Consider the following 18,200-nt stretch of genomic DNA (forward strand, 5'->3'; position numbering starts at 1 on the left):
AAAGGTGGGTTAACGAAATGCTTAGAGTGACTTCCAATATGATGAACTCCCAGCTGCTCCTGAACTTGAACCGCAACGCGCGCGAGATGAACAACACGCAGAACCAGCTGGCCACCGGCCGCAAGCTGAATCGTCCTTCGGACGATCCCGTGGGCATTACTTACTCGCTGCGCTACCGTTCGGAGCTGGCTTCCAATGACCAATATACATCCAACGTGGACAGCGCGCTGTCCTGGCTGGATTTTAATGATACAGTGCTCAGCGAAGCTGGAGATGTCGTGCAGCGTCTGCGCGAGCTGACAACCAAAGCGGCGAACGGCACGAATCCGCAGTCTGCCCTGGATAGTATCAAGCAGGAAGTGTCCCAGCTGAAGGAACAGCTGATAGATATTGCAAACAGCAAGCTGAACGGGAAGTATGTTTTTAACGGGGAAGCGTATGACAAGAAGCCATATGATTTTCCGAAAAACGATGACGGTACCTCCAACACGACCGGCTTGAACGCGGACGGGTCCTCCAATGGTATGGGGATTGCCGATATCGTTACGGATAAGGGCCTCATTAATTTCAGCGTTGGCGAAAGCGTAAAGCTCCCGATCAACATGACCGGTACAGATGTATTCGGGAACGGGAACGATGCGGACAACATTTTCAACATTATTGAAAATATTACGAAAAATCTGGATGACGGCAACTTTGCGGGACTGTCTTCCCAGCTCGAACTGATCGACAGCCGCACCGAAAAAATGCTCACGTCCCGCGCGGAGCTTGGTGCCAAAACGAACCGGATCGAGCTGATGCAGGACCGGTTGTCCGATCTCAACATCAACCTGACGGATCTTCAGGCTAAAACCGAAGACGCCGACTATGCGGAGCTGATCATGAACTCCAAAATCCAGGAGAACATTTATAACGCCTCGCTGTCTGCCGGCTCCAAAATCATTCAACCATCCCTGGTTGATTTTCTGAGATAGTATCGTTTGTAGGAGGAAGGTATGGTACAGCCTATTCTGCAAATCCGCCAGACCCGGGCCCAGATTGGGATCGATGCCGACTTGGGTCAATATTCCATTCGCCAGCCTAAGGCTGGCGTGACCATGACCACGACGCCGTCGGAGCTGGAAATTCACCAGTACAAGCCGGAGCTTCATGTGGATCAGTCCAAGGCATTTTCGGCCTTCACCGGCGGCAACTTTATCGATATGAACAGCCGGATCTATTCCGGCTTTCAGGAGCTGTACCTGCAGGGGATTGCCCGAAGGGTCGAGGAGGGTAACCGCGCCGCGGCCATTCATATTGCCAGCAACACGATTGCGAATATTTATGGCGAGGACTGGCAGCCGGTTCCTTTTCCTGAGACGCGCACGCCAGCTTCCATCGATAACGTCGACATCCAGATCGACACGCGTCCGCCGGATATCGAGTTCCGAAAGGCGCATACGGATATCCAGGTGCAGGTGAACCGGCCGGAGATCGAATATACCCGGGGCAAGCTGGACATTTATATGAAGCAGTACGCGTCCGTGCAGTATATCCCGCCGGAGATTGATACCCAGCGCTGATGTTGGGCAGGCATGAAATTATAAGTGATGAATTCATAAAGTCATGAAGTTATGAAACTACGCAGACGAAAGACTATAGATGGGCCTGATTGACCGCCTTCTATAGTTTCTTTTTTGTTTATAAAAGATTGGACAAATGCAGATAAATGAACAAAGGAGTGAGCATCGTGATTATTCAAACATCTTCATGGGGAGAATTGGAGATTGCCGATGAGCAGATTTATGGATTCCCCAAGGGAATGCCCGGATTTGAGGAAGAGACGGAATTTGCGTTGATTACGCTGGAAGACAGCCCTTTCGATTATTTACAGTCGACGAAGGAGAAGGAGCTGGCTTTTCTGCTTGGTGATCCTTTTGTCTATTATCCGGAGTATGAGTTCGAGCTGCCGGAGGCGGACAAAGAAGAGCTCCAAATTGAGCAGAACGTCTTCGTGCGCTGCATCATTTCATTGAAAGAGAAAGTGGAACAATCCACGATGAACTTATTGGCCCCTGTTATCCTTAATCCGGATCATCGGCTGGGCAAACAGGTCGTCTTACATAGTTCCCAATATCAGACAAAGCATCTCCTGTGGTCGGATCCGGTCATGTCGTCGTCAGAAAAGGCGGGTGAATAAGCGATGCTGGTATTATCTCGAAAGAAGGGTGAATCGATCGTCATTCAGGATCAGATCGAGCTGACCATTTTAAGCGTGGAAGGAGATACGGTAAAAGTAGGCATTTCAGCACCTCCCCATATCGACATCTTCCGCAAGGAAGTTTATCTCTCGATTAAAGAGAGTAATCGGGAATCCGCGGCCCCTGCCCCAGCCAATCTGGAGGCGCTCATGCAGCGGATGAGAGATCACACCAAGAAATAGAATCCAAAAAAATATTAAAAAAACTCTAAAATGTTCATTGGGGACTGTCGATATATAAGTTAGACGCTGCTTCGGCAGGGCGGCCGACCTTTAATGAGGCAGCGTTTACCACATGGACGTGGTACTAATATATTTCAGGGAGGAAATACCCAATGATTATCAATCACAATATTGCGGCGCTGAACACTCACCGCCAACTGTCTATCAACACAACGAACACAAACAAAAATATCGAGAAACTGTCTTCCGGTCTTCGCATCAACCGTGCCGGTGATGACGCTGCCGGTCTGGCAATCTCCGAAAAAATGCGCGGCCAAATCCGCGGTTTGGACCAAGCTTCCCGTAACGCTCAAGACGGCATCTCTTTGATCCAAACAGCTGAGGGTGCATTGAACGAAACTCACAGCATCCTGCAACGTATGCGCGAAATCTCCAACCAATCTGCAAACGGAACGAACACGGATACTGACCGCGGCGCTCTGCAAGATGAAATGAACCAATTGACTTCCGAAATCAACCGTATCGGTAACACAACTGAGTTCAACACTCAGAAGTTGCTGAAAGGTGACGGCAAAGTTAACCTTGAGGGTACTGGCGTTGCTAAAGATGGATTTTTGGCTGGTGGGAAAACTGATCGTACGCAAGCTAGTCAAACTCTGGACGCTCCTGCTGCTGCAGGTACAATCGGAGATGAACTTACAGTAACTATCAATGGCCAAGATCTCTCCGCTAAATTGACTGCTACTCCTGCTGATGCAGCAGCTACTGGAGCAGCATATGCTGCAGAATTACAAAAGGCTATTGATGCTAACGATACTTTAAAAGGTAGTTACACTGCAACAGCTGATGCAACTGGTAAAATTACAATTTCGGCGGTTACTAAAGAAAACGGCGGGAAGTTTGATGGCGCTGAAGGTAACATGACTGCTGCAAAAATTAATGGTACAGCAGCAGCTGGCGGTGCAGCTAGTGTTGGCACAACCACATACACTGCGGCTTCTGGTGAAATTGACTTTTCAAGCATCACTGATGCTGCCGGTGCTGAAAAACTTATCGGTAAAGGTCTTACGATCAATGGCCAGCAAGTTGAATTTTATGATGCGACTAAAGGCGCATATAAAGGAAATGGCTTAGGAGTAAACATCAGTAGTGCAGCTAGTGGTGATGATGTTGTCAAAGCAATTGTTGCCACACTTGCTGATAAAATTGATGGAGTGAAATTGTCAACTGTTGCAGCTTCCGGAAAATTGACAGTAACATCAACTGCTCAGGGTGAAGCAGGTAATGGAATCACCTTCAAAGATGGTGGAGTACAAAAGGATTTCCAGACTTCTTTCCAAATCGGTGCGAACACTGGTCAATCCATGAGCCTTTCTATTGGAGACATGAGAGCAAACGCTTTGGGCCTTACTGGTAAAGCTGGAGATGCAGGATTCACAAAAACTGACTCCGTTACCGACGGAACAAACGATGTTAAGAACGAAGCTGCTCTGAACATCTCTACTAAAGAAGATGCATCGGCTGCTATCGCAATTCTTGACAAAGCTACTCAAACTGTTTCCAGTGCCCGTTCTAAACTGGGTGCCGTTCAAAACCGTCTGGAGCACACAATTAACAACCTGGGAACAGCTTCTGAGAACCTGACGTCTGCTGAATCCCGTATCCGTGACGTTGATATGGCGAAAGAAATGATGGAACAAACAAAGAACAACATCCTTGCTCAGGCTGCACAAGCTATGTTGGCTCAAGCTAACCAACAGCCACAAGGCGTTCTGCAATTGCTCCGTTAATTTTAAAATTATCATTAAGAGTTCTGGGATATTCCCAGGACTCTTTTTTATTTTCTGCAAATATACAACATCAACTAAATCTCCAAGCGATAAAAGCCGATAATAGTATATATATCATTTTGTCGGAGGTAGCCAGGATGAATGTACAATTTTCCTTGACTGCAAGTACGTCATCTCAGAATAAAACAGATTCGGCGGCATCTATGATCGGTGCAGCATCCATGATTCGAAACGGTGAAGATTTGGCATTGAAAGAAAAGCAGGGCGTATCGGTTTCGATTGGGGAAGAGCAACTGATCCGGAACATTGACCGGGCCGTAAAGTCCCTTCAAGGACCGGAGACAACCTTAGATATCAGTATTCACGATAAAACCCATGAAATTATGGTCAAAGTCCTCAATAAAGAAACAGGAGAAGTGATCAGAGAAGTCCCGCCGGAGAAAACCTTGGACTTGGTGGCCAAGATGATGGAACTGGCGGGCATCATGATTGACGCTAAAGTGTAAGGAGGAATTCCGAAAATGACCCTTCGTATTAATGGCTTTTCAGGTATGGATATCGACAGTATGGTCAAGCAATTGATGACTGCTAAGCGAGCTCCCTTAGATAAGTTAAACCAACAGAAAACATATTTGTCTTGGCAGCGTGATAGCTACAGAGAAATGAACAGCAAGGTGTTTGCATTTAAGAGTAAATTATCAGACACCTTTGGCAAGACGATTAATATGACTTCGCAGACAGCAGTGGTTAGCGACAATACAGATGCAATTAAAGCTGAAGCTACTTCAACAGCCACAGGAACGGCTATGCAGGTTGTAGTTGATCAAGTTGCCACAAAGACAACGATTTCAGCGAAAGGCCCTCTTACTACAAAAGATGGAACTAAAGAAGGAATTGCAAAACTTTCAACATCCATCAGCTCGCTAATCGATTACCCGGCATCTTCAGATACGGATAAAGCCGAAACCTATAAATTGACAATTAACGAAAAGGAAATTGAATTTTCCAGTAAGGATACCTTGTCAAGTGTAATCAGTAAAATCAATAATTCATCTGCAAATGTTACTGCTGTATTCGATGAGGTGAGTGGTAAATTTTCTATCGCCTCAAAGGACTTCGGCAAAAATGGAAAAGTAGATATTTCAGAAACCAGCTCAACGGGAAATGGATCTAAGCTCCTTTCTTTACTTCATATCGACACGTCAGACACCAGCACTATAACTCAAGGAGATGGTGCTAAAATCACAGTAACATCGGATGGAGTAAGCAATGAATTTACATCTGATAACAGTAACAACATTACTGTGAATGGTATTAATATTACTGCTATCAAGGTTACAGCTACAGGTGATAAACCATCCACAATTACGACAACCATCGATACAACTAAGGCTGTTGACACGATCAAATCCTTCATCGACACCTACAACGACCTGCTCAACACCATGAACAGCAAGGTGGATGAAGAAAAGTATCGCGATTTCCCGCCTTTGACCGACGAGCAAAGATCGGCCATGAAGGAAACTGAGATTACAGCATGGGAAGCCAAAGCGAAGAGTGGCCTTCTGAAAAATGACGACATCCTCAAAGATACGATTACAGCTATGCGTTCGGTCATTAACAACAGCATGGGGCAATTAAGTGCAATGGGCATCACCACTGGCCAATACTATGAAGGTGGCAAGCTGTATCTGGATGAGGATAAACTAAAGCAAGCATTACAGAGCAACCCTCAACAACTGTCCGACTTATTTCAAGGCTCAGACGGGATCGTTAACAAGTTGTCTACGACCATGACAAGCACACTCCAAAAGTTCTCCGATCGTGCAGGTACGAACCGTTTCAGCGGGGACCTCAGCGCAGCTTTTAAAGACGAAAGCGTCATGGGAAAACAAATGAAGGAATATACGTCACGCATTAGCGATTTGCTCAAGCGTCTTGATGATCAGGAAGACCGGTATTACAAACAATTTAGCGCGATGGAAACGGCCATGAATCAACTGCAGTCCCAGTCGTCCAGTCTGTTCGGAACTACCCAATAATTTTCTAGTAAAGGGTGAAGACACTTGATAACATCTCCTTATGAAAAATACCGTCAGTCATCCGTTCAAACCTCTACGCCAGGGCAGCTGCTTCTGATGCTGTATGATGGAGCCATCCGCTTTGTCCGTGCTGGAATCGACAGCTTGCAGAAGAAAGATTTGCAGAAGGCCAATTTGAATTTAGGCAAAAGCCAAAGTATCGTCAACGAGCTGCTGTCTACGCTGGACCGAAGTTATGCCGTTTCGGAAGGGCTCGCATCATTATATGAATATATTAATCATCTACTGATTGAGTCCAACGTGAAAAAGACGGTAGCGCCTGCTGAAGAGGCGCTGGGTTATTTGATGGATCTGCGGGAAACCTTTGCCGAAGCCGCTAAAATGACAGCCGGCAGTTTGAGCCAAGAGACGGCCAATGGATAACTTGATCTCTTCGCTTCAAGCGTTGACCGAAACTGTCGTAGCGCGCCTGCAATATACGGCATACGAGGAGCTGCAGGACTTTGTCCAGGAGCGCCAGCAACTGATTGATGAACTGAACCGGCTCAAGCAGCATACCCCATTTTCACCGAGTCAGGTTGAGCAGTTACAAAGCATTTTACAGGCGGATCCACTCATCCTCAACCGCATGAACCAGCTTAAAATGGAAGCCTCCGACTGGCTTCAGCACAGAGGACAAGCCAAAATGCAGCGGAGTGCTTATGAAGCAGCATACACACCGGATAGCTTTTTGATGGACCAAAGGAAGTAATATGTAGCCTGACAAAAAAGCCAGATATAGCAAGACACTGAAAAGACTAGAATCCAAATTCTAGTCTTTTTTGTTTTTATTTTTTAATTCAACCCTAGCAATAAAAAAGTAATAGGAAACAAAAGGAACAAAAGTATAGATTTCCTTTGTCTAAATATGGTAGTATACAAGAAGTATTGATAGTCTTTAAGTCCTGGTTCTAATGTTATAAGTTTTCTGATTTTTCGGGAAAGGGAGGTCGGGTAAAGCAATATCAGATGAAAATATTGTCGATTTAGTTCATATTTTTCGTTATAACGTATGACTACGTAAGTCTATAGGAGGATATTGTTGTGAAAAAAGGTTTGCATGGTACGTTAACCGGATTGCTAGGTTTGGGGATGACTTTGGGGGCTGTTAGTCCCGCATTTGCAGCGCAACCTGTAAAAGATATCAACGGTCACTGGGCTGAAAAACAGCTGCAGGAGTGGGTAAATCAAGGGACTTTGAAAGGTTTTGAGGATGGTACGGTTAGACCCAATCAATCGATTACTCGAGCTGAATTCATCGCGTTGGTCAATCGTATTTTTGGATACGCCGAATCTGCTCAAGTTCAATTCTCCGATCTGTCCAGCAGCAACTGGGCCTATACGGATGTAGCCAAAGCGGTTAAAGCAGGATACATCCAAGGGTACCAAGATCAGACGATTCACCCTTCAGCTGATGTCACCCGGCAAGAAGCTGCGGCTATGATCGCCAAAGTCGTGGGACTGACCGCGGGACAGACGGATTCGTTGTCCACTTTGAAGGATGCCGACCGCATCTCAGCGTGGAGCAAGCAAGCTGTCGCCGCAGTCCTGGAAAGTAAAATCATGAACGGCTACCCGAATCAAACCTTTGAACCGCAGAAAAGCTTGACGAGAGCGGAAGCGGTAGTGCTGATTGACGCAGCCTTTGCAAAGAAAACATCGGAGACCGTGACCTTTGATCAGGCTGGCACCTACGGCGGTAAAGACCAAGAAATCCAGGTTATTCATGGAAACGTTGTCATCAGCGCTCCAGGAATAACACTCCAAAATGTAGAGATCCAAGGCAACCTGATCCTTGCCGAAGGAATTGGCAGCGGAGATGCTACCCTGAAAAACGTCAAAGTTCATGGAACCACCAACGTTGAGGGCGGTGGCGAAAACTCGATCCACTTCGTTGATTCCATACTGGTGAATATCGTTGTGAACAAAAAGGACGGAACCGTGCGTATTGTGGCTGAAGGTTCCACGGTCACCCAAAGCGTCGTTGTGAAGTCGTCGGCCAAATTGGAAGAAGACCATGCCAGCGGCGAGGGTTTTACAAATGTTGAATTGTCCAAGGAACTCCCGGCCAATGCAAAAGTCACGCTGAACGGAACATTCGATGATGTTGATGTTTTTGCTGCATCCATTTCCGTTCAATTGGTTAAGGGTTCTATCGAAAACGTTCAAGTTGATGGTTCTGCAGGAAATACATCGATCGAACTGAGCAGTGAAGCGAAGATCGTGAAACTTGTATTGGATGCGGTAGCGAAACTCCTCGGTTCGGGCCAAATTCAAACAGCAACGATTAACGACGGAGCCAAAGGCTCTACTTTCCAAACTAAACCGAACCAAACGGAAGGCTCTCAAAAGGACTCCATTCAAGTGAACACTCCTGCTTCTTCCGGAAGTTCCGGCGGCTCCAGTAGTGGGGGCAGCAGCGGCGGTTCTTCCGGTGGATCGAGTGGCGGAGGCAATAATGGTGGGGGAGCGACGACTCCAGCAGCTCCTAAGACGGCTCTGTTAGCAGTAGGTTCTAAAGCAGGAACAACTAAGCTAATTGGTGTAGATCCATAAATGCAATATAGCGTTAATGGAATGACTTTTATTAATATACTGGGGACCGAAGTTGACAATATTCCAGTATCTACTGGAACGATCATCAAAGTTCGGTACAGCGGGACATCCACTCAGAATCCATCCGAATCACAGGTGCTCCAAGTAACCGATGATGTTATCGGCCACAATCACTATACCGGGGAAGAGGCCTTGGCCTTTGTAAAACCACAGGACTTTGGCGTCATGCAGTTTTCCGGAGTTAATGGGTACAATGTAGGTTTTGAACTCGTGACTACTACCGCGAAGAATCTTAAAAAAGTTGAAGTAAGCTTGTATAAAGAAGATACGCTTCTACAAAAAAATGTAAGCAACACATTACTTGAAGAGTACCCGGATGCAACCCAACTCTCCAGTCCGTTTGATGTTACCGGGAAAGTATGGAGCGGCAACTGGGAGAATGAAGCCTGGAATGGGACAGCTGCAGATGTGCCAACTCGAGCCGTCATTGTTGTTACGGATCTTGAGGGAAACACGTATACCGTTGAAAATAAGAATTTGACCGGCAACCCAGCCTCACTGATCCCTAAAGATTATACAGGGGCAGATGCGTTAGAATTTGTAAAGCCACAAGACTTCGGCGTGATGCAGTTTTCTGGAGTTAATGGCTACAGCGTAGGTTTTGAACTTCAAAAGGTTAAAGCCGGAGAGCTGAAGAAAGTGGTAGTCAGCTTATATAGAGACAAAACACTGCTGCAGAAAAATGTGAGCAATACCTTGCTCAAGGATTATCCGGATGCTACGCAACTTTCCAGCCCATTTGATGTTACCGGGAAGGTATGGGATGGTAACTGGACTAATGAAGCATGGAATGGAAAACCGGGTGATGTTCCTACAAAGGCCGTAATCGTCGTTACAGACTGGATGGGAAATACGTATACAGTAGAAAACACTAGCCTGACTGGAGACCCGGAATTATTAGATCCAACACAATATACAGGAGAAGAAGCACTGGCATTTGTTAAACCTCAGGACTTTGGGGTAATGCAGTTTTCCGGAGTTAACGGCTATAATGTCGGATTCGAGCTTCAGAAAGTTACTGCAAAGGATATAAAATTGGTTGAAGTCAGTTTATTTAAAAACGATGTTCTTCTTCAGAAAAATGTGAGCAACACTTTGCTCACGGAGTATCCGAACGCTACCCAGCTTTCCAGTCCTTTTGATGTGACCGGAAAAGTATGGAGCGGTAATTGGAAAAACGAAGCCTGGAACGGCACTCCTGAGGATGCACCAACAAGAGCAGTCATTGTCGTTACAGACCTTAAGGGAAACACGTATAAGGTAGAAAGTTCGAATCCTACAGGGGACCCGACCGCATTAATTCCTAAAAAGTACACAGGAAATGAGGCACTGGCATTCGTAAAGCCCCAGGACTTTGGGGTAATGCAATTCTCTGGTGTTAACGGCTACAGCGTAGGTTTTGAACTTCAAACGGTTAAAGCTGGTGAACTAAAGAAAGTGGAAGTCAGCTTATATAAAGACGGAACTCTACTGCAGAGAAATGTGAGCAAGACATTACTCAAGGAGTATCCAGAGGCAACGCAACTCTCCAGTCCTTTTGATGTAAACGGTAGTGTAGTGGACGATAACTGGACGTACGGAGCATGGATCGGAACTTCGGGCGATGTACCTACCAAAGCCGTGATTGTCGTTACAGACTGGATGGGGAATACGTATACTGTGGAAAATACGAGCTTAACGGGTGACCCATCTGTTCTAATTCCGGCTACTTCTCCTAAAGATAATCCATCCTCTCCAATTGGCACATCCAATGAAGAGGATCCTAACAAGAATTTTGATCCGACTGAATTCAATGGGGAACCAACAGTGTAGTCCAGTTCCTTATATTTTTGTGGATTTTCCCGTTTCACTCGTATTAAATCCGGTTAATACAGCATATAAATGATTACGTATCGACATTCTGAATAGCCAGTTGATTGGAATTTTATACAATTAAACCCCTTTCCATTCCAATTGACAATGGACAAGTTTGGGTGGTATATTCAGGAATGTGGGCGTAAGTCACACTTTATTTGACGACGAAGGGAATGTTAGTGCATGCAAGGTAAAGTTAAATGGTTCAACGCAGAAAAAGGTTATGGCTTCATCGAGACTGCTGATGGTGGCGACGTATTCGTACACTTCTCCGCAATCCAATCTGATGGCTTCAAGACTTTGGAAGAAGGTCAAGACGTTGAATTCGACATCGTCGAAGGCGCTCGTGGACCGCAAGCAGCTAACGTAACGAAATTATAATCATCCGGCAAGGCCGACCTACATATACGGTTCGATGGTTAAGTAATTGAAGAACGGTAGCGATAAGACCCTGGATCTCCAGGGTCTTTCTTTGCGTTCCGGCGGATTTTACCATGATCGAACCTGTTTCATTTCCTCCTGTGCGGTTAAGGAATTTTACCCTGCTTTAGGCGGACAGCGGGGGTGAGTAAAGGGCTTTCATTTGGCGGACAGCCGCCCGAAAACGCCTTTTTACTTAGCGTTAACAATTGTGATATAATGGAACTGCAAAGGAGGAGTGCCTTATGAATTTAGCTATTCGAGGTCAACAAATCGAGGTTACTGACGCTTTGAAGGACTATGTCGACAAGAAGCTCAGCAGGCTTGAGAAGTATTTCGATGCACCCCCCGCCTCAGAAGGAAATGTGACACTTGGAGTTACTAGAGGTTTGCACAGTGTGGAGGTAACGATTCCGCTCCCTGGAGTGATGCTCCGGGCCGAAGACCGCAGCGATGACATGTATGCATCCATTGATGCCGTCGTGGACAAGCTGGAACGCCAAATCCGCAAACACAAGACCAAGCTCAACCGCAAGTTCCGCCAGGAAGGAAGCCTGAAGATGCTGTTCACGGAAGAAGCAGCGACCGGTACCGGCCTGCTGCCGACGATGACGGAGGAAGAGCACGACGATCTGGAAGTGGTCCGCACGAAGCGCTTCACCCTGAAGCCGATGGACGTGGAAGAAGCCATTTTGCAGATGAACATGGTCGGACATAATTTCTTTGTTTTTTCGAACATTGATACCCAGGAAGTGAATGTCGTTTACAAACGGAATGATGGAAAATACGGTTTGATCGAACAAAACGAACGCAGCGCGTATTAACAAATGACGGTCCGTTGTAACAATTTTCATGAATGTGTAAATATTGATTGAATTTCGAGTAAAAAAAGAGCCCCTGTCCTGCAACGGATTGGGCTCTTCTTGCGTATATAGATAGAGGAGGTTTGTAAGGCCTGTAAGTTGTTGCGGCATCTCTTACAAACTGTTACAATTTATGCAAACCCGTTTTTATCATAAATACCGGTTTAAATACGATGGGAATGAACTTCAAGCAGTTGCATTTTGTCTGTATGAAGTCGATTCTGTCCGGATCAATTTCAACAAGAGCAGATCTTCAATACTCCTGTATGAATCGATTCTTTGTGAATCCATATCATTCAGCCGGTGTCTGTGTGAATTGGTTCATCAAGGATCTATTTCATTTGAACATAACCCTGAAATAACTGAAGTTGATTCTAACAATTGTTTTGCGCGAAAGGGGTTAACCATGCTAGGTATTGTCAAAAAAATCTTCGGTGACGTCAACGATCGTGATGTCAAGCGTCTGATGAAGACGGTCGATCAGATTAACAAAATAGAGCCGGAATTCGTCGCTCTCTCCGATGAGCAGCTGAAAGCCAAGACGGAGGAGTTCCGCCAGCGTCTGGAAAAAGGGGAAACCCTCGACGATCTTCTTCCTGAAGCGTTTGCCACCGTACGTGAAGCATCCAAGCGTGTACTAGGTAAGCGTCATTACGACGTTCAGCTGGTTGGCGGCATGGCACTGCACGAAGGCAGAATTGCAGAGATGAAGACCGGTGAAGGTAAGACCCTGGTCGGTACCCTTCCGGTGTATTTGAACGCCCTGCTTGGACAGGGTGTACACGTTGTAACCGTCAACGACTATCTCGCACAGCGGGACAGCGCGGAGATGGGTCAAATTTACGAATTCCTGGGCATGACGGTCGGGGTCAACCTGAGCGGCATGGACCATGCGGATAAACAGCTGGCTTACGCCTGCGATATTACGTACGGTACGAATAACGAGTTCGGTTTCGACTACCTGCGTGACAACATGGTTCTGTATAAGGAACAAATGGTGCAGCGTCCGCTGTACTTCTGTACGATTGACGAAGTGGACTCGATCCTGATCGATGAGGCGCGTACCCCGCTGATCATCTCGGGACAAGCTCAGAAATCGACGGAGCTGTATTACGTGGCGGATCGCTTTGTAAAGCAGCTGCAGAAGGAAGAGGACTATACGGTTGATATCAAGGTCAAATCCGTTGCTTTGACGGAAAAAGGTGTCGCCAAAGCGGAACGCGCTTTTGGCATCGAGAACCTGTATGACCACAGCCATATTACGCTGAACCACCACATCGTGCAGGCGCTGAAAGCGAACGTTATTATGCGCCGTGACGTCGACTATGTCGTGACGGAAGACGAAGTGGTGATCGTCGATGAGTTTACGGGCCGCCTGATGGCTGGACGCCGTTACAGCGACGGTCTGCACCAGGCGATCGAAGCGAAGGAAGGCATCGAGGTGCAGAACGAGAGCATGACGCTCGCGACGATTACCTTCCAGAACTACTTCCGGATGTACCGCAAGCTGGCCGGCATGACCGGTACAGCGAAGACGGAGGAAGAGGAGTTCAAGAAAATTTACGGCCTGGAAGTTCTTCAAGTGCCGACGAACAAGCCGAACCAACGGGTGGATATGCCGGATATCGTGTATAAAAGCGTGAACGGCAAGTTCAAGGCGGTTGTCGACGAAATCGTCGAGCGCCATAAGAAGAACCAACCGGTGCTCGTCGGTACCGTATCCATCGAGAACTCCGAGCTGATTTCGGATATGCTGAAGCGCAAAGGCATCAAGCACCAGGTACTGAACGCCAAATACCATGCCGAGGAAGCGGACATCATCTCCCGCGCCGGCCAGCCGGGAACGGTAACCATTGCCACCAACATGGCTGGACGGGGTACGGATATTTTGCTGGGCGACGGTGTGTCTGATGTGGGCGGTCTGCATATCATTGGTACGGAGCGCCACGAATCCCGCCGGATCGATAACCAGCTTCGCGGCCGTGCCGGACGCCAGGGTGACCCGGGCTCGACGCAGTTCTACCTCTCGTTGGGCGATGAGCTCATGAAGCGGTTCGGCGCCGACAACGTGCTGAACATGATGGAACGCCTCGGTTTCGAGGAAGACCAGCCGATTGAGAGCAAGATGATTACCCGTGCGGTCGAATCCGCGCAAAAACGCGTCGAAGGCAACAACTTCGACCTGCGGAAGGTCGTCCTTCAATACGACGACGTCATGAACCAGCAGCGGGAGATCATCTACAAGCAGCGCCGTGAAATTCTGGAATCCGACAACATCAAGGATATCGTCATGGAGATGATCAAGCCGGTCATTGACCGTGCGGTTGAGGTGCACTGCTCCGACGATATTCCGGAAAACTGGGAGCTCCAGGAAGTGGCTGATTACGTGAACAGCAAGCTCCTCGACGAAGGCTCGATTACCCGCGACGATCTGTGGGGTAAAGAGGTTGAGGAGATTGAAGAGTTTATCTTCGATAAGGTGAAGAAGAAGTACGAAGAGCGCGAAGAACGGATCGGTTCCGAGCTGGTGCGCGAGTTCGAGAAAGTTATCGTGCTCCGCTCCGTCGACAGCAAGTGGATGGACCACATCGACGCGATGGATCAGCTCCGTCAAGGTATCCACCTCCGTGCATACGGCGGTACGGATCCGCTCCGTGAATACCAGTTCGAGGGCTTCGAGATGTTCAACACGATGACGGCCAGCATCCAGGAGGAAGTGGCCATGTACGTGATGAAGGCCCATATCGAAGCGAACCAGGAGCGCCAGGCGGTCGTGGAAGAGAGCAAGGTTTCCACGAATGGCGAGCCGACCGAGAAGAAGCCGGTGCAAGTCGGCGAACAGATCGGACGCAACGATTTATGCCCTTGCGGCAGCGGCAAGAAGTACAAACACTGCCACGGCTAAGAAGCATAAGATAATATAGAAGCAAATGGTACAATGATTCATACAACAGCCGTTTCTTAGGTAACCCTAAGAAGCGGAGCCAAAACTCCCTTAAACCGGGAGACCCGTAGCGGCGCTGCTCTGAAGAGGAGGGTGGCCGCAGGGTCTTTCCGCTTAAGGGAGTTTATGTCGATAAAGAGGTGAAGAGTAAATCATGTTAGATCCAAGCGTTAAGCACGACTTGCGGGAAATCGCAACGAAACTCACCAATCTTAGGGGGTCTCTTTGACTTAGATCTGAAGCAGGAAATGATCTCGAACTTCGAAGAGAAAATGTCAGCTCCCGACTTTTGGGATGACAACGAAAAGGCTCAATCGGTCATCGCAGAAATGAACGCCGTGAAGTCGTCGGTTGACGAGTATGAGAAGCTGCAGCAGGAATACGACGACGCCTCCATGATGGCGGAGCTCGCCGACGAGGAAGGCGACGAATCGCTGGCCGCCGAAATCGCCGAAGCGGTGGGTTCGTTAACCAAGAAGCTGGACGAATTTGAGCTCAAGCTGCTGCTGAGCCAGCCTTACGATAAAATGAACGCCATTCTCGAGCTTCACCCGGGTGCCGGCGGCACCGAGTCCCAGGATTGGGGCCAGATGCTGCTGCGGATGTACACCCGCTGGGCAGAGAAACACGGCTTCAAAGTCGAAACTCTAGACTATCTGCCGGGTGACGAGGCCGGGATCAAGAGCGTTACGCTGCTGATCAAAGGCTTTAACGCTTACGGCTATCTGAAAGCCGAGAAGGGCGTGCATCGTCTGGTGCGCATCTCGCCGTTCGACTCGTCGGGACGCCGCCATACGTCGTTCGTCTCCTGCGATGTCGTGCCGGAGATTACCGAGGACGTCGACGTGGAGATCCGAACAGAGGATCTGAAGATCGATACGTACCGGGCCAGCGGCGCCGGCGGTCAGCATATCAACACGACGGACTCCGCAGTACGGATTACCCACATCCCGACGGGTGTGGTCGTAACCTGCCAGAACGAACGCTCGCAGATTAAAAACCGAGAGCGCGCGATGACGATGCTTCGTTCGAAGCTGTACGAACGCAAACTCGAAGAGCAGCAAAAACAGCTGGATGAAATCCGAGGGGAACAGTCGGATATTGCCTGGGGCAGCCAGATTCGCTCCTACGTGTTTCATCCCTATAGTATGGTAAAGGACCACCGTACCTCAGTGGAAACCGGCAATGTCGGCGCTGTCATGGACGGGGACCTGGATCCTTTCATTGACGGTTATTTGCGCAGCCAAATTAAGGTGGAAACCGAATAAAACCAAGTGAATTCCTACACGCTATTCGTGTAGGAATTTTTTGGTGTAATGGACTGATTTTAGCATTCTGGAAGGTTTGGCTGCTTGATGGCCGATTTATATTTTAGGTAAGGAGAGAAAATTGTTCATGTCTCAGAAGTCATCGAACCGCAGAAAGGCATCGCTGCCTATGAGCGGACCCCGGCGCCATGTGGTGGACACGCTGCTCATCATTATCGGTTCCTTTATTATCGCTTTAGGATTTAATTTGTTTTTCCTGCCGAACGGGATCGCTTCCGGCGGGGTATCCGGGATTTCCGTATTGACCGAAGCCTGGTTTGGCATGGAACCGGCCTTTACCCAATGGGCCCTCAACATCCCGCTGTTTATCCTGGGCATCCTGCTGCTCGGAAAAAATTACGGCATCCGCTCGCTGCTGGGCAGCGTGGTGCTGCCATTGTTCGTCTATCTGACGAAGGACTGGCCGCTGCCGACGAGCAACCCGCTGCTCGCCTCGATTTACGGCGGGATCGCGGTAGGTCTCGGCATTGGGATCGTGTACCGCGGACGGGGCTCCACTGGCGGACTGACGACGCTGGCCCAGATCATCCAGAAGTACAGCGGACTGAGCTTTTCCCTATGCGTTGTGATCCTGGACGGATCGGTCATCCTTTTAGCTGCCTGTACGCTGTCTCTGGAGAAGGCGCTGTATGCACTGGTGGGACTGTATGTCACCGGTAAGGTGATCGACGCCATTGAGCTCGGTTTCAACTACTCGAAGGTGGCTTATATTATCTCGGACCATATCGAACCGATAACGGCGGCAGTGCTGAAGGACCTGGACCGCGGCTGTACCAAGCTGAACGCCACCGGCGGCTATACCGGAACGGACCGGACTGTGCTGATGGTCGTCATCGGCCAGAGCGAAACGACGCGGCTGAAGACGCTGGTGCAGTCGGTGGACCCGGAGGCTTTTGTCATCATCAGCAATGCGCATGAGGTGCTGGGCGAGGGCTTTAAGCTGCAGGGCAGCTGAGCATTTTTTTCACCATCCATCATAGTTTAATAATGAACAACAAAAAGAGGCGAACAGTTATCCATGCGGGCTGGGCAGCCTCTTTTTTATTATGAAGAGGTCGGAGGGATGGACAGATGGCACAGAGGAGACCCGAAATCGCAAACCAGGGGAATTACGGAATTGATGCGCCAACCGTCATTCGGAATTTGGCCTGGATCGGCGTCCTGCCGGTCGTTGCCGGCATCCTGCTCCTGCGTTTGCATGGGGTGGTTTGGTCCATCGCGGCGGGATTGCTTTTGCTCGGCGGGCTTGTGTGCTGGGTGGAAGTCCTCCTGATGCTGTGGAGCAGTAAGCGGGGAAAAGGGGTCGTCATCCGGAAACTCATCGAACAGCTGGATATCGGCGAGAGTGACAGAATCCTGGATGTCGGATGCGGCAGAGGTTTCGTGCTGAATTCTCTGGCGAAGCAGATCCCCAGCGGGAAAGCCGTAGGCATCGACATATGGAATCCCCGGGACCAATCCGGGAATGACCCGAAGGTTACGCTGCATAATGCGGAGCTGGAAGGTATTCGAAGCCGGGTGGAAGTGATCGATGCGGATGCGCGGAAGCTTCCTTTTGATAACGATACGTTCGATAAGGTCGTTTCCAGCCTGGCGATTCATAATATCCAGGAGCCGGATGAAAGACGGAAGGCCATCGAAGAAATGGTGCGTGTGTTAAAAAGAGGTGGCCAAGCAGCGATCCTGGATTTTCAGCACACCCGGGAATATGAACGGATACTGGCCGATTCCGGCATGCAGGATGTGCGTATTTCCGCATTGTATGTTCAGATGTTCCCGCCCGTCCGAGTTGTTACCGGCATCAAAAAATAAACGGCCATCACACATCACAAGGGCGGTTCGGGATCAACGCATGAATCACTCTATAGAAATGAATCGGGTC

At 48.5% G+C, this 18,200-nt stretch carries 17 protein-coding genes; all 17 read left to right on the forward strand.

From position 1 onward, the window contains the following. Positions 1 to 17: 17 nt before the first annotated feature. Positions 18 to 974: a flagellar hook-associated protein FlgL gene (flgL, locus tag GCU45_RS19065; RefSeq protein WP_152399984.1), complete on the forward strand. Its 957-nt coding sequence runs from the start codon at positions 18 to 20 to the stop codon at positions 972 to 974. Between the two features lie 21 nt (positions 975 to 995). Then, on the forward strand, positions 996 to 1,562 hold the full coding sequence (locus GCU45_RS19070) for a DUF6470 family protein (RefSeq protein WP_152399985.1): 567 nt from the start codon (positions 996 to 998) through the stop codon (positions 1,560 to 1,562). A gap of 167 nt (positions 1,563 to 1,729) precedes the next feature. Continuing rightward, on the forward strand, positions 1,730 to 2,179 hold the full coding sequence (gene fliW / locus GCU45_RS19075; RefSeq protein WP_152399986.1) for a flagellar assembly protein FliW: 450 nt from the start codon (positions 1,730 to 1,732) through the stop codon (positions 2,177 to 2,179). 3 nt (positions 2,180 to 2,182) lie between these two features. After that, entirely contained in the window at positions 2,183 to 2,422 is a 240-nt protein-coding gene (gene csrA, locus GCU45_RS19080; RefSeq protein ID WP_152399987.1) for a carbon storage regulator CsrA, read from the forward strand. A 152-nt stretch (positions 2,423 to 2,574) separates the two neighbouring features. Then, positions 2,575 to 4,212, forward strand: coding sequence for a flagellin N-terminal helical domain-containing protein (locus tag GCU45_RS19085; protein ID WP_152399988.1), 1,638 nt, complete (start codon positions 2,575 to 2,577; stop codon positions 4,210 to 4,212). A gap of 137 nt (positions 4,213 to 4,349) precedes the next feature. After that, complete coding sequence (locus GCU45_RS19090; RefSeq protein ID WP_076174578.1) at positions 4,350 to 4,718, forward strand: flagellar protein FlaG; 369 nt, start codon at positions 4,350 to 4,352, stop codon at positions 4,716 to 4,718. Positions 4,719 to 4,733: 15 nt separating this feature from the next. Continuing rightward, positions 4,734 to 6,254, forward strand: a complete 1,521-nt coding sequence (gene fliD / locus GCU45_RS19095) for a flagellar filament capping protein FliD (protein WP_152399989.1) — start codon at positions 4,734 to 4,736, stop codon at positions 6,252 to 6,254. Between the two features lie 24 nt (positions 6,255 to 6,278). Next, the gene (gene fliS / locus GCU45_RS19100) at positions 6,279 to 6,677 is read left to right on the forward strand and encodes a flagellar export chaperone FliS (protein ID WP_152399990.1); all 399 of its coding nucleotides are present in this window, start codon (positions 6,279 to 6,281) and stop codon (positions 6,675 to 6,677) included. Further along, a complete protein-coding gene (locus GCU45_RS19105; protein WP_089549752.1) occupies positions 6,670 to 7,005 on the forward strand; it encodes a flagellar protein FliT in 336 nt (111 codons plus the stop codon). The genes fliS and GCU45_RS19105 overlap by 8 nt, the downstream gene beginning before the upstream one ends. Before the next feature lie 332 nt (positions 7,006 to 7,337). Continuing rightward, on the forward strand, positions 7,338 to 8,849 hold the full coding sequence (locus tag GCU45_RS19110; protein ID WP_152399991.1) for an S-layer homology domain-containing protein: 1,512 nt from the start codon (positions 7,338 to 7,340) through the stop codon (positions 8,847 to 8,849). Continuing rightward, on the forward strand, positions 8,850 to 10,721 hold the full coding sequence (locus GCU45_RS19115) for a hypothetical protein (RefSeq protein WP_152399992.1): 1,872 nt from the start codon (positions 8,850 to 8,852) through the stop codon (positions 10,719 to 10,721). It abuts the gene before it with no gap. Positions 10,722 to 10,946: 225 nt separating this feature from the next. Beyond that, on the forward strand, positions 10,947 to 11,144 hold the full coding sequence (locus tag GCU45_RS19120) for a cold shock domain-containing protein (RefSeq protein WP_152399993.1): 198 nt from the start codon (positions 10,947 to 10,949) through the stop codon (positions 11,142 to 11,144). 284 nt (positions 11,145 to 11,428) lie between these two features. Further along, complete coding sequence (gene hpf, locus GCU45_RS19125; RefSeq protein WP_076174563.1) at positions 11,429 to 12,007, forward strand: ribosome hibernation-promoting factor, HPF/YfiA family; 579 nt, start codon at positions 11,429 to 11,431, stop codon at positions 12,005 to 12,007. 445 nt (positions 12,008 to 12,452) lie between these two features. Next, positions 12,453 to 14,951, forward strand: a complete 2,499-nt coding sequence (secA, locus tag GCU45_RS19130) for a preprotein translocase subunit SecA (RefSeq protein WP_152399994.1) — start codon at positions 12,453 to 12,455, stop codon at positions 14,949 to 14,951. A gap of 193 nt (positions 14,952 to 15,144) precedes the next feature. Beyond that, positions 15,145 to 16,258, forward strand: a protein-coding gene (gene prfB, locus GCU45_RS19135) for a peptide chain release factor 2 (RefSeq protein ID WP_152399995.1) whose coding sequence is annotated in 2 segments (ribosomal slippage) — positions 15,145 to 15,216 and positions 15,218 to 16,258 — 1,113 coding nt in all. Because the reading frame shifts where the segments join, the coding sequence is not laid out codon by codon here. A 127-nt stretch (positions 16,259 to 16,385) separates the two neighbouring features. Then, positions 16,386 to 17,273 (forward strand): YitT family protein, encoded by an 888-nt coding sequence (locus GCU45_RS19140; protein WP_145028139.1) that lies wholly within the window; start codon positions 16,386 to 16,388, stop codon positions 17,271 to 17,273. Between the two features lie 116 nt (positions 17,274 to 17,389). Next, a complete protein-coding gene (locus GCU45_RS19145; RefSeq protein ID WP_152399996.1) occupies positions 17,390 to 18,130 on the forward strand; it encodes a class I SAM-dependent methyltransferase in 741 nt (246 codons plus the stop codon). Positions 18,131 to 18,200 lie beyond the last annotated feature (70 nt).

Origin of the sequence: Paenibacillus cellulositrophicus, assembly GCF_009363095.1 — a bacterium.
GTDB lineage: Bacteria > Bacillota > Bacilli > Paenibacillales > Paenibacillaceae > Paenibacillus_AQ > Paenibacillus_AQ favisporus.

Excerpts from the sequence above, each read along its gene's own strand:
- flgL (WP_152399984.1), top strand. The coding sequence starts at position 18 with ATGCTTAGAGTGACTTCCAATATGATGAACTCCCAGCTGCTCCTGAAC.
- GCU45_RS19070 (WP_152399985.1), top strand. The coding sequence starts at position 996 with ATGGTACAGCCTATTCTGCAAATCCGCCAGACCCGGGCCCAGATTGGG.
- csrA (WP_152399987.1), top strand. The coding sequence starts at position 2,183 with ATGCTGGTATTATCTCGAAAGAAGGGTGAATCGATCGTCATTCAGGAT.
- GCU45_RS19085 (WP_152399988.1), top strand. The coding sequence starts at position 2,575 with ATGATTATCAATCACAATATTGCGGCGCTGAACACTCACCGCCAACTG.
- GCU45_RS19090 (WP_076174578.1), top strand. The coding sequence starts at position 4,350 with ATGAATGTACAATTTTCCTTGACTGCAAGTACGTCATCTCAGAATAAA.
- fliD (WP_152399989.1), top strand. The coding sequence starts at position 4,734 with ATGACCCTTCGTATTAATGGCTTTTCAGGTATGGATATCGACAGTATG.
- GCU45_RS19105 (WP_089549752.1), top strand. The coding sequence starts at position 6,670 with ATGGATAACTTGATCTCTTCGCTTCAAGCGTTGACCGAAACTGTCGTA.
- GCU45_RS19115 (WP_152399992.1), top strand. The coding sequence starts at position 8,850 with ATGCAATATAGCGTTAATGGAATGACTTTTATTAATATACTGGGGACC.
- GCU45_RS19120 (WP_152399993.1), top strand. The coding sequence starts at position 10,947 with ATGCAAGGTAAAGTTAAATGGTTCAACGCAGAAAAAGGTTATGGCTTC.
- hpf (WP_076174563.1), top strand. The coding sequence starts at position 11,429 with ATGAATTTAGCTATTCGAGGTCAACAAATCGAGGTTACTGACGCTTTG.
- secA (WP_152399994.1), top strand. The coding sequence starts at position 12,453 with ATGCTAGGTATTGTCAAAAAAATCTTCGGTGACGTCAACGATCGTGAT.
- GCU45_RS19140 (WP_145028139.1), top strand. The coding sequence starts at position 16,386 with ATGTCTCAGAAGTCATCGAACCGCAGAAAGGCATCGCTGCCTATGAGC.
- GCU45_RS19145 (WP_152399996.1), top strand. The coding sequence starts at position 17,390 with ATGGCACAGAGGAGACCCGAAATCGCAAACCAGGGGAATTACGGAATT.